Raw genomic sequence first — 11,603 nt, 5'->3', positions numbered from 1 at the left:
GGAGAAGCACCGCGCAGCGGAAAACCCCGCGCAGCGGGAGAAGCACCGCGCAGCGGAAAACCCCGCGCAGCGGGAGAAGCACCGCGCAGCGGAAAACCCCGCGCAGCGGGAGAAGCACCGCGCAGCGGAAAACCCCGCGCAGCGGGAGAAGCACCGCGCAGCGGGGGTCAGTGGGGGCGGGGCGGGTTGCGGTAGGGGAGGGTCTGGCGGTAGACGACGCTGGTGGTGGTGGAGCCGAAGACGCAGAGTTCGTCGACGAGGCTCTCCAGGTGCTCCATGGAGGTGGCGGCGAGCTTGAGGGTGTAGCAGTCGTCCCCGGTGGTGCGCAGGCACTCCAGGATCTCGTGGCGTTCGGCGAGCAGCCGGTGCAGGGGCTGGTGGCGGCTGCCGGGGTACTTCAGCCGGACGATGGCGAGCACCGGGTAGCCGATCCGGCCGAGGTCGACCGTGGCGTGGTAGCCGGTGACGACGCCCCTGGCCTCCAGGGCGCGCACCCGGTCGGCGGTGGCCGAGGCGCCGAGGTTCACCCGTCGCCCCAGTTCGCTGATGGACAGCCGGGCGTCCGCCTGCAGCTGCCCGATGATCGCCCAGTCGATGTCGTCGAGATCCCCGGCCATCAGGCGATCCTACCGGTGGATCCACGGTACGACGGGCCGAACACCGGGGATCGCCCATTCACCGGCCGCCCCCCGCCCGGATAGCCTCGGCGCATGCAACTGGGCGTCAACGTACCGAACTTCGGCCCCGGCACCGACCCCGGCGTCCTGCGCGCGTGGGCCCGGACCGTCGAGGAGCTGGGGTACGACCTGCTCATGGTGTCCGACCACGTGGCCGTCACCCCGGACGTGGCGGAGCGCTACCCGGAGCCCTTCCACGAGCCGTTCACCACGCTGTCCTGGCTGGCCGCCCTGACCACCCGGGTGCGGCTCGGCACCACGGTGCTGGTGCTGCCGTACCGCGACCCGCTGCTGACCGTCCGGATGGCCGCGGGCCTGGACCGGTTGAGCGGCGGCCGCCTGGTGCTCGGCGTGGGCACCGGCTGGGCCCGGCAGGAGTTCGCGGCGCTCGGGGTGCCGTTCGCCGAGCGCGGGCGGCTGGCCGACGCGTGCCTGCGGGTGCTGCGGGAGTCCGGGCCGGCCGGGGTGCCGGTCTGGGTCGGCGGGCAGAGCCCGGCCGCGCTGCGCCGGGCCGCCAGGTTCGGGGACGCCTGGCACCCGCTGCGGCTGACCCTGCCCGCGATGCGGGCCGTCCTCGCCGCGCACCCGCTGCCCGGCTTCGCGCCGCGGATCGCGTTCCGGCTGACCCCGGGGCCGGTCACCGGTCCCGACCGGCCCGCCGGAACCGGCTCCCTGGAGCAGGTGCTGGACGACCTGCGGCAGTTGCGCGCGCTGGGCGCGCAGGCCGTGGTCCTCGACCCCTACCACGGCGACCCGGAGGAGACCCGCAGGCCGGAGAAGGCCTGGCGGGACCTCGCCGCGGTGGCCGCCCACCGGAAGGAGACCGCGTGATCACCCCCGCCGACGAGGCCCTGCTGCGCCGCGCCGTCGACCTGGCCGCCCGGGCCGTCGACCTGGGCGACGCCCCGTACGGTTCGCTGCTGGCCGCCCCCGACGGCACGGTCCTCGCCGAGGCGCACAACACCGTGCGGCGCGACCGCGACATCACCGCCCACCCGGAGCTGAAGCTCGCCCGCTGGGCGGCCCGCGAGCTCGACCCGGCCGGGGCGGCCCGCACCACCCTCTACACCAGTTGCGAACCGTGCGGGATGTGCGCGGGCGCCCTGGTCCGCTCCGGGCTCGGGCGGGTGGTGTTCGCCCTGTCCACCGAGCAGTTGGTGGAGCTCAACCCGGCCTCCGGCGACTGGCCCGTCCTGCTCCGGGACGGTCCCGCCCTCTTCGCCGAGGCCCGCGTGCCGATCGAGTCCTACTACGCGCCCGGGCGGTGACCGCGGGTCGGCGGCCTCGCGGCCCCGAGCCGCGGGCCCCGTCCGGTGCACGGACGGTCGGTCGGTGTCGTCGATCGGACCGCTGAACCGCTGCGCCAGGTGGGCGACCGGGTCGGGGCCGCCGCTGTCGTCGCTGTCGTCGTCCGCGGTGCCCTGCGAGTCGTCGTGCGCGGCGCCGGTGCCGGCCGCGGCCCGGCGTCGACGGTGTGGACGGCGCCGCGGCACCCGGGACCGACGGGTGCCGGGGAGCCGGGCTGCGCGGGGGTCAGCCCCAGGGGTCGCCCTCGGCGGTCATGTTCTCGGCGGCCTCGCGGTCCTCGCGCTCCCGCCGGATCCGGCGTTCGGTGTCGTCGCGGGCGCGTTCGACCTGGTCGCCGAAGGCGTCGGCGGCCTCGTCGTGGGCGAGGGCGGCGCGTTCGGGCGGTTCGGACGGGACGGCGGCCCGGTGGCGGAACCTGTCGAAGATGCCCATGTCTCCTCCTCGGGAGGGCGCCCCCCCCTGTCACGGTACGCCGACGGGGCGGGCCCGGTCCGGGCCCGCCCCGCGCGGTCGGCCGGTCAGGAGTGCTCGCCCTCCTGCTGCTGGTCGTCCGCGGACTCCTGGCCGCCGGGCATCATGCCCTCGGCCCGTTCGCGGGCCTTCTGCTCGGCCTCCTCGGTCTTGGACCCCTGGTCGCCGAGCGCCGACTTGGCCTGGTCGGTGAGGTCCTTCGCCTTGTCCTTGAACTGGTCGCTCAGACCCATGTCTCCTCCTCGGGGGTGTCGCGACAACGGGCTCCGTCCACCCTCGCACCGGCCCGGACGGGTCGCATCCGGACGACCGGCGGCCCACCCGTCCGGCGCAGGGCCGGACGGCTCGCCGGAGGGGCTGTTGGTCCCGGACGGGTCGTGCCCAACGGCCGTAGCCGCCCTACGCGGTGTTGACGGAGGGTGGTGTCGAGCCGGTCCCGGCAGCGCCGCCGGGGCGCCCCCGCCGCACCCCGAGAGGTGAGCGCGCCATGTCGTCCCGCACCAAGCCCCCCGCCCCCGAGGACGCCCCCGCCGGAGCCGCCCCGGCCGAAGACACCCCGACCGGAGGCACCCCGGCCGAAGACACCGCGGCCGAAGACACCGCGGCCGCCGTCGACGTGCTGGTCCGCAACGGCCACCGGGCCCTGGCGGAGTACGCCTCGTTCACCCAGGAGCAGGTCGACCACATCGTCAGGAAGGCGTCGCTGGCGGCGCTGGCCCGGCACACGGGTCTGGCCGTCCTCGCGGTCGAGGAGACCGGCCGCGGCGTGTTCGAGGACAAGGCGGTGAAGAACGTCTTCGCCTGCGAGAACGTCACCCACGTGATGGGCCGGACGAGGACGGTGGGGGTGGTGCGCCGGGACGAGATCGACGGGATCGTGGAGATCGCCGAGCCGGTGGGCGTGGTCGCGGGCGTCACGCCGGTGACCAACCCGACCTCCACCACGATCTTCAAGGCGCTGCTCGCGCTGAAGACCCGCAACCCGATCGTGTTCGCCTTCCACCCGGCGGCGCAGCGCTGTTCGGCGGAGGCGGCCCGGACCGTCCGGGACGCGGCGGTCGCGGCGGGCGCCCCGGCGCACTGCGTGCAGTGGATCGAGCACCCGTCGATGGCCGCGACCGGCGCGCTGATGAACCACCCCGGCGTCGCCACGATCCTGGCCACCGGCGGCAACGCGATGGTCCGGGCCGCGTACTCGTGCGGGAAGCCGGCGCTGGGCGTGGGCGCGGGCAACGTCCCGGCGTACGTGGAGAAGAGCGCGGACGTCGCCCGCGCGGTGAACGACATCGTGCTGTCGAAGTCCTTCGACAACGGCATGATCTGCGCCTCGGAGCAGGCGGTGATCCTGGACGCCGAGGTCCACGACGCGGCGGTCGCCGAGTTCCGCAAGCTGAAGGCGCACCTGGCGACGCCCGAGGAGAAGGCCGCGCTGGAGCGCCACCTCTTCGGGGTCGGCGCGGGCACCGACTGCGCGGGCGCGAAGCTGAACGCCGACGTGGTCGGGCGGTCGGCGTCGGTGATCGCGCGGGCGGCGGGCTTCGAGGTCCCGGAGGACACCTCGGTGATCCTGGTGGAGGTCGGCGGGGTCGGTGAGGCCGAGCCGCTGACCCGGGAGAAGCTCTGCCCGGTGCTGGCGGTGCTGCGGGCGGACGGCCGGGCGCAGGGCGTGGAGCTGGCGCAGCGGATGGTGGAGTTCAACGGCCTGGGCCACTCGGCGGCGGTGCACACCGAGGACGCCGCGTTCGCCGAGGAGTTCGGCACGGCGGTGAAGGCCTGCCGGATCATCTGGAACGCGCCGAGCTCGCAGGGCGGCATCGGCGACGTCTACAACGCGTTCACGCCCTCGCTGACGCTGGGCTGCGGCAGCTACGGGCACAACTCGGTGTCGGGCAACGTCTCGGCGCTGAACCTGGTCAACATCAAGCGGATCGGGCGGCGCAACACCAACATGCAGTGGTTCAAGGTCCCGCCGAAGATCTACTTCGAGCGCAACTCGATCAAGTACCTGGCGAGCATGCCGAACGCCCGCAGGGTCGTGGTCGTCACGGACAAGACCATGGTGGAGATCGGCCACCTGGAGCGGATCCGCACCGTGCTGGACCGGCGCCGCGAGCCGGTCGAGGTGCGGGTGGTCGACGACGTCGAGCCGAACCCGAGCATCGACACGGTGCGCCGGGGCGCGGAGCTGATGCGCGCGTTCGAACCCGACACCATCGTGGCGCTGGGCGGCGGCTCGCCGATGGACGCCGCGAAGGTGATGTGGCTGATGTACGAGCACCCGGAGGTGGAGTTCGCGGACCTGAAGGAGAAGTTCTTCGACATCCGCAAGCGCGCCTTCACCTTCCCGGACCTGGGCGAGCGGGCCAAGCTGGTGTGCGTGCCCACCACTTCGGGCACCGGCAGCGAGGTCACCCCGTTCGCGGTGATCACCGACACCGCCACCGGCCAGAAGTACCCGCTCGCCGACTACGCGCTCACCCCCAGCGTGGCGATCGTCGACCCGGCGCTCACCACCCGCCTGCCCAGGGACGTCACCGCCGACTCCGGCTTCGACGCGCTGACGCACTGCATCGAGACGTACGTGTCGGTGTACGCCAACGACTTCACCGACGGCCTGGCGCTGCAGGGCGTCCGGCTGGTGTTCGAGAACCTGCGGGCGGCGGTCGACGACGGGCCGGACGACCCGGTGGCCCGGGAGAAGATGCACAACGCGGGGACGATCGCGGGCATGGCGTTCGGCTCGGCCTTCCTGGGCGTGGTGCACGCCATGGCGCACACCCTGGGCGCGACCTTCCACGTGGCGCACGGGCGCACCAACGCGCTGCTGCTGCCGCACGTGATCCGCTACAACGGGTCGGCGCCGGGCAAGGTGACCGGCTGGCCGAAGTACCGCAGCTACGCGGCGCCGGAGCGCTACCGGCAGATCGCCCGGACGCTGGGCCTGCCCGCCGACACCCCGGAGCAGGGCGTGGAGTCGCTGGCCGCCGCGGTGGAGGAGCTGCGCGAGCAGGTGGGCATCCCGCGCTCGTTCAAGGAGGCCGGGGTGGACGAGGCGGCCTTCCTGGCGGCGCTGCCGCAGCAGGCGATGAACGCCTACGAGGACCAGTGCGCACCCGCCAACCCCCGGATGCCGATGCTGCGCGACATGCAGCAGCTGATGACCCGGGCCTACTACGGCGACCAGAGCTGAGACAAGGACACCCGAGATGACCACCTCGCAACAGCACGCGGGACGCACGACCGACGCCTGGGACGGCTTCCGGGGCGGCCTGTGGCGCGACGCGATCGACGTCCGCGACTTCATCCAGCAGAACTACACCCCGTACGAGGGCGACGGCGCCTTCCTGGCCGGGCCGACCGAGCGGACCACCGGGATCTGGCGGAAGATCACCGCGCTGTTCCCGGAGGAGCGCGCCAAGGGCGTCCTGGACGTCTCGTACGACACGCCCTCGACGATCACGGCGCACGCCCCCGGCTGGATCGACCGGGAGAACGAGCTGGTCGTCGGCCTGCAGACCGACGCCCCGCTGAAGCGGGCGATCATGCCCAACGGCGGCTGGCGGATGGTCGCGGGGGCGCTGGAGACCTACGGGTACCCGGTCGACCCGGGGCTGGAGAAGGTCTTCACCGCCTACCGCAAGACCCACAACGCGGGCGTCTTCGACGCCTACACGCCCGAGATCCGGGCCGCCCGCAGGGCCGGGGTCGTCACCGGTCTGCCGGACGCGTACGGGCGCGGCCGGATCATCGGCGACTACCGGCGGGTCGCGCTGTACGGGGTGGACCGGCTGATCGCCGCCAAGCGGGAGGAGAAGGCGTCGCTGGACGCGGCGCCCACCGACCCGCGGGCGCTGGAGGAGACCATCCGCGAGCGCGAGGAGCTGGCCGAGCAGGTCCGCGCCCTGGAGGAGCTGAAGGCGATGGCCGCGGGCTACGGCCACGACGTCTCCGGCCCGGCGCGCGACGCCCGCCAGGCGGTCCAGTGGCTGTACTTCGCCTACCTGGCGGCGGTGAAGGAGCAGAACGGCGCGGCGATGTCGCTCGGCCGGACCTCCACCTTCCTGGACGTCTACCTCGAACGCGACCTGGCGGCCGGGCGGTTGACGGAGGAGCAGGCGCAGGAACTGGTCGACGACTTCGTGATCAAGCTGCGGATCGTCCGCTTCCTGCGCACCCCCGAGTACGACGAGCTGTTCTCCGGCGACCCGACCTGGGTCACCGAGTCGATCGGCGGTATCGGCGCCGACGGCCGCCCGCTGGTCACCCGCACCTCGTTCCGCTACCTGCAGACCCTGTACAACCTGGGCCCGGCGCCGGAGCCGAACATGACGGTGCTCTGGTCGCCGAAGCTCCCCCGCGGCTTCAAGGAGTTCTGCGCCAAGGTGTCGATCGACACCTCCAGCGTGCAGTACGAGTCGGACGAGCTGATGCGCCCGCGCACCGGTGACGACACCGCCATCGCCTGCTGCGTCTCCGCGATGGAGGTCGGCCGGCAGATGCAGTTCTTCGGCGCCCGGGTCAACCTCGCCAAGACGCTGCTGTACGCGATCAACGGCGGCCGGGACGAGAGGTCCGGCGCCCAGGTCGGCCCCGCCACCGGGGCGCTCACCTCGGAGGTCCTGGACTACGACGAGGTGATGGACCGCTTCGACCGGCAGCTGGAGTGGCTGGCCGAGACCTACGTCCACGCGCTGAACGTCATCCACTACATGCACGACAAGTACGCGTACGAGCGCCTGGAGATGGCCCTGCACGACCGCGCGGTGCGCCGCACCATGGCCTGCGGCATCGCCGGGCTGTCGGTGGCCGCGGACTCGCTCTCGGCGATCCGGTACGCGAAGGTCCGCCCGGTGCGCGACGAGACCGGCCTGGCGGTCGACTACGAGGTCGAGGGCGCGTACCCGGCGTACGGGAACAACGACGACCGGGCGGACGCGATCGCGGTGCAGCTGGTCGAGGAGTTCATGCGCAAGGTGCGCAAGCACCCCACCTACCGGGGCGCCGAGCACACCCAGTCGGTGCTGACCATCACCTCGAACGTGGTGTACGGCAAGAAGACCGGCGCCACCCCGGACGGCCGCCGGGCCGGCGAGCCGTTCTCGCCCGGCGCCAACCCGATGAACGGGCGCGACACCCACGGGTACGTGGCCAGCGCGCTGTCGGTGGCCAAGCTGCCGTACGACGCGGCCGAGGACGGCATCTCGCTGACCAACACCGTCACGCCCGACGCGCTGGGCCGCACCCCCGAGGAGCGGGTGCGCAACCTGGCGGGCGTGCTGGACGGGTACACGGCCGTCGGCGGCTTCCACATGAACGTCAACGTGCTGGACCGGGAGACTCTGCTCGACGCGATGGAGCACCCCGAGAAGTACCCGCAGCTGACCATCCGGGTCAGCGGCTACGCGGTCAACTTCGTCCGGCTGACCAGGGAGCAGCAGCTCGACGTCGTCCACCGCACCTTCCACGGCTCGCTCTGAGCCCGCACCGGCCGACCCCGGGAGGCACCGCCATGACCGTCACGTTCCCCGCCACCCTGCCGGTGGGCCCGGCCACCGGCGGGTCGGTGCACTCCTGGGACCTGTCGACCGGCGTGGACGGGCCGGGCACCCGGTTCGTGGTGTTCCTCGCCGGGTGCCCGCTGAACTGCCTGTACTGCCACAACCCCGACACCATGCGGATGGGCAACGGGAGGCGGACGAGCGCGGACGAGGTGGTCGCGGAGGCGTCGAAGTGCACCGCGTTCCTCCACGCGGCGGGCGGCGGCGCCACCGTCAGCGGGGGCGAGCCGCTGCTGCAGCCCGGGTTCAGCGGCGAACTGTTCCACCGCTTCAAGCACGAACTGGGCCTGCACACCGCCCTGGACACCTCCGGCTTCCTGGGCGCCCGGGCGGACGACGCCCTGCTCGCCGACGTCGACCTCGTCCTGCTGGACGTCAAGTCCTGGGACCGGGACCTGTACCGGCGGCTGACCGGGCAGCGGCTCGACCCCACCCTGGACTTCGCCCGCCGCCTGGCCGACCTCGGCAAGGAGGTGTGGGTGCGCTTCGTGCTGGTGCCCGGCCTGACCGACGGGGCGGACAACGTCGACGGGGTGGCCTCGTTCGCCGCCTCGCTGGGCAACGTCTCCCGGGTCGACGTGCTGCCCTTCCACAAGCTCGGAGCGGCCAAGTGGGCGTCGCTGGGACGGGAGTTCGCCCTCGCCGACACCCCGGTGCCCACCGCCGAACAGGTGCGGGCCGCGCGCGGGGCCTTCGCCGCGCACGGCCTGCACGCCGTCTGAGCACCCGTCGGCCGGCGGCCCGGCCCTCAGCCGGAGACCGAGGGCGCGCCGGTCTCCAGGTGGCCGGTGAACCGCTGCGACCAGCTCGCGTCCCCGCTGACCGTCACCGTGAAGTCGTACCAGCCGTTGCTGTACGCGACCGCGTTGAACCAGTCGCCGGTGCGGGCCCCGGCCGCGACGGTGTACGTCCACGGGCCGTCGGTGCGGTAGGCGTTGGCGGTGACGGTGAAGGTCACCGCCGACGTCCCGGCGTTGGCCAGCTCGAACCGGAGCGCCAGCTTGCCGGTGTCCGGCGCGGTCGCGTACGTCGCGGTGACGGAGGCGTTCTTGCCGGAGGCGGTGGCGTCGCCGGTGAAGCGGCGCAGGAAGCGGTTCGGGCCGATGACCGTCAGGTCGTACTTGCCCCCGCCGTAGCCGGTGCCGCAGTTGAAGAAGTCGCTGGTCGCGCCCGCCGGGTCGACCGTGTACGGCCACGGGCCGCCGGAGCGGTAGGCGTTGGCGTACGCGGCGAAGTGGCTGCTCGCGCTGCCCTGGTTGGCCATCGCGATCCACACCTTGATCACCCCGCCCGAGCCGAACTCCAGGTGGTCCAGGTTCGCCACCGGCTGGTAGGGCAGCGGCCGGGCCGGGCGGGTGCCCGGCTCCTGCACCGGCAGCTGGTTGTTCACCGGCGCCGGGTTGGGCAGCGGGGCGCAGGCGGCCAGGCCGATGGTCTGCGAGGTGTCCGGCAGCGCGGGCATCCCGTACACCGGGTTGGCGAAGTCGAACATGCGGGTCAGGTCGCCGGTGACCTTGCGCCGCCAGGCCGAGATGTTCGGGCAGGTCGCGGGTCGGCCGATGGCGGCCGTCCACTTCTCCAGGAAGCGCAGCACCGAGGTGTGGTCGGAGGTCTCCGAGCAGACCCAGCCGCCGCGGCTCCACGGCGAGATGGCGATCATCGGGACGCGGAAGCCCAGGCCGATGTTGGTGCCGTTGTAGAACTCGTCCGCGGTGCCGGGCGGGGCGACCGGCGGCGGGACGTGGTCGAAGAAGCCGTCGTTCTCGTCGTAGTTGAGGAACAGGATCGTGGAGTCGAACACCGCCGGGTCGGCGTTCAGCGCGTCCAGCACGTTGTGCACGAAGTGCGCGCCGTCCGCCGGGGTGGCGTACGGGTGCTCCGAGGACGCCTGGTCCGGGACGATCCACGAGACCTGGGGCAGCGTCCCGGCCAGCACGTCCGCCCGGATCGCGGCCACGATGTCGTCCGGCGTCCGCCCCGTCGCCTTCGGCACCGAGCCCATGCCCTTGACCGCCAGCGCGCTGCCCGCCGGGGCCGAGGCGAACCGGGTGAAGTACGCGAGCGCGTTGTCGCCGTAGTTGTCGGCGGCGTTCTGGTAGACCTTCCAGCTGACCCCGGCCGCCTCCAGCGCCTCCGCGTACGTCTGCCACTTCAGGCCCGACTCGTCGCCGCCGTCGTACGCCGGGCCGCCCGCCGCGCCCGCCGGGTCGATCTGGCCCGACCAGTGGTAGGTGCGGTTCGGGCCGGTCGCGGAGAGCACCGAGCAGTGGTAGGCGTCGTTGACCGTCCAGTGGTCGGCCAGCGCGTAGTGGAACGGGATGTCGGCGCGGGTCAGGTGGCCGAGGGTGCGGACGTTGCCCTTGGCCGCCACCCAGGAGTCCATCTTCCCGTTGTTCCACGCCTTGTGCTGGTCGCTCCACCCGTGGGCGAGGTCGCCGTTGCACTGCGCCAGGCGCTCCGGGTCGGCGCCGCCGGCCGGCTTGGTCGCGGAGAACTGCCACGGGTACTGCCGCCCCAGCAGGTTCGGCTGGTTGAACACGCTGTAACCACCGGGCAGTTGGATCGTCGCCCGGTCCGCGAAGCCCCGCACGCCCTTCAGCGTGCCGAAGTAGTGGTCGAAGCTCCGGTTCTCCTGCATCAGGACCACCACGTGCTTGGCGTCCGCGAGGGTCCCCGTCGCCCCCGCCGCCGGTGACGCCCCCGCCGCGCTGCCCGCGACCGCCGCCCCGGCCGCCGCGCTCGCGGACCACGCCATGAACTTCCTACGACTCAGCTCTGCCACTTCGACCCGACCGTCCCCTCGGCTGCTGGCGATGTTGTCCAGACACCTTCGTGCCGAACGCCGAGCATCCTCGCCCGGGACGGGGGGTCGGGTCAGCGGCTCGGGGCAAGGATTGGCTGACTGTTCACCGACAGCTGAAACGGCGACCGGCGGGTGAACGGCGGGGAGCGCTCAGTCCTTCACCGCGATGCCCAGCGCGTGCGCGAACTGCGGCGCGAGGTCGAGCAGTTGCGGCGTCGAGATGATCGCACCGCGCAGGCCCAGGTGGGCGTCGGGCAGGCCGAGGCGGGCGGCGGTGCGCAGGTCGGCGTTCTTCAGGGTGGCACCGCGCAGGTGGACCTCCTCCAGGGTGCTGCCGGGGAAGGAGACGTCGGTGAGCCTGGCCTCGGAGAGGTCGACGTCCCGCAGCAGGCAGTCCTCGAAGACCACGTCCCGCAGCACCGCGCCGCGCAGGTTGACCGCCTCCAGCTTGCACTGCCGGAAGACCGTGCGCCGCACCGCCGAGCCGTACGCGGAGACGCCCGCCAGCACGGTGGAGTCGACCTCGCCGTCCTGCCACTCGCTCTCCGCCAGGTCGACGCCGACCATCCGGCCGCCGTGCACCCAGACCTCGTTGAAGGCGGCCCGGCGCAGTTTCGCCTCCTCGATCCGCACGCCGGTGAAGGCGCACTCCAGGAAGTGCGCGCCGCCGAACTGCCCGGTCAGCGCGAGTTCGTCGAAGTGCACGGTGTCGTACCGGCCGTCGGGCCGCAGCGGGCCGGTGTGACGCTGCAGCAGGTGGGCGTACGGGAGGTCTTCGAGACGCAC

At 72.9% G+C, this 11,603-nt stretch carries 10 protein-coding genes; 5 read left to right on the top strand and 5 right to left on the bottom strand.

Going from position 1 to position 11,603, the window contains the following annotated elements:
• Positions 1 to 167: 167 nt before the first annotated feature.
• Entirely contained in the window at positions 168 to 617 is a 450-nt protein-coding gene (locus QSK52_RS20350; RefSeq protein ID WP_285737521.1) for an Lrp/AsnC family transcriptional regulator, read from the bottom strand.
• A gap of 93 nt (positions 618 to 710) precedes the next feature.
• Between QSK52_RS20350 and QSK52_RS20345 the strand changes: the two genes are divergently transcribed.
• Both QSK52_RS20345 and QSK52_RS20340 read left to right on the top strand, forming a co-directional pair.
• Entirely contained in the window at positions 711 to 1,508 is a 798-nt protein-coding gene (locus QSK52_RS20345; RefSeq protein ID WP_285737520.1) for an LLM class flavin-dependent oxidoreductase, read from the top strand.
• On the top strand, positions 1,505 to 1,945 hold the full coding sequence (locus tag QSK52_RS20340; RefSeq protein WP_285737519.1) for a nucleoside deaminase: 441 nt from the start codon (positions 1,505 to 1,507) through the stop codon (positions 1,943 to 1,945). The genes QSK52_RS20345 and QSK52_RS20340 overlap by 4 nt, the downstream gene beginning before the upstream one ends.
• Positions 1,946 to 2,210: 265 nt before the next feature.
• Here the strand turns inward: QSK52_RS20340 and QSK52_RS20335 are convergent, their stop codons facing one another.
• Together QSK52_RS20335 and QSK52_RS20330 are read right to left on the bottom strand one after the other, a co-directional pair.
• Positions 2,211 to 2,417 carry a hypothetical protein gene (locus tag QSK52_RS20335; RefSeq protein ID WP_285737518.1) on the bottom strand — a complete coding sequence of 69 codons (207 nt, stop codon included), beginning with the start codon at positions 2,415 to 2,417 and terminating at the stop codon, positions 2,211 to 2,213.
• Between the two features lie 86 nt (positions 2,418 to 2,503).
• The gene (locus QSK52_RS20330) at positions 2,504 to 2,689 is read right to left on the bottom strand and encodes a hypothetical protein (RefSeq protein WP_285737517.1); all 186 of its coding nucleotides are present in this window, start codon (positions 2,687 to 2,689) and stop codon (positions 2,504 to 2,506) included.
• A 254-nt stretch (positions 2,690 to 2,943) separates the two neighbouring features.
• Here QSK52_RS20330 and adhE point away from each other — a divergent pair, with 254 nt between their 5' ends.
• The 3 genes from adhE to pflA are packed head-to-tail and all read left to right on the top strand — an operon-like array spanning position 2,944 to position 8,736.
• Positions 2,944 to 5,646, top strand: coding sequence for a bifunctional acetaldehyde-CoA/alcohol dehydrogenase (gene adhE, locus QSK52_RS20325; RefSeq protein ID WP_285737516.1), 2,703 nt, complete (start codon positions 2,944 to 2,946; stop codon positions 5,644 to 5,646).
• 16 nt (positions 5,647 to 5,662) lie between these two features.
• Complete coding sequence (gene pflB / locus QSK52_RS20320; protein ID WP_285737515.1) at positions 5,663 to 7,933, top strand: formate C-acetyltransferase; 2,271 nt, start codon at positions 5,663 to 5,665, stop codon at positions 7,931 to 7,933.
• A gap of 32 nt (positions 7,934 to 7,965) precedes the next feature.
• Positions 7,966 to 8,736: a pyruvate formate-lyase-activating protein gene (gene pflA, locus QSK52_RS20315; protein ID WP_285737514.1), complete on the top strand. Its 771-nt coding sequence runs from the start codon at positions 7,966 to 7,968 to the stop codon at positions 8,734 to 8,736.
• A 26-nt stretch (positions 8,737 to 8,762) separates the two neighbouring features.
• On the opposite strand, the gene QSK52_RS20310 is transcribed toward pflA, so the two are convergent.
• Positions 8,763 to 10,796: a phosphocholine-specific phospholipase C gene (locus QSK52_RS20310; RefSeq protein ID WP_285737513.1), complete on the bottom strand. Its 2,034-nt coding sequence runs from the start codon at positions 10,794 to 10,796 to the stop codon at positions 8,763 to 8,765.
• A 171-nt stretch (positions 10,797 to 10,967) separates the two neighbouring features.
• A complete protein-coding gene (locus QSK52_RS20305; RefSeq protein ID WP_285737512.1) occupies positions 10,968 to 11,603 on the bottom strand; it encodes a pentapeptide repeat-containing protein in 636 nt (211 codons plus the stop codon).

Origin of the sequence: Kitasatospora phosalacinea (assembly GCF_030268885.1) — a bacterium.
GTDB lineage: Bacteria > Actinomycetota > Actinomycetes > Streptomycetales > Streptomycetaceae > Kitasatospora > Kitasatospora phosalacinea_C.
This window is presented reverse-complemented; position numbering and strand designations above follow the sequence as displayed.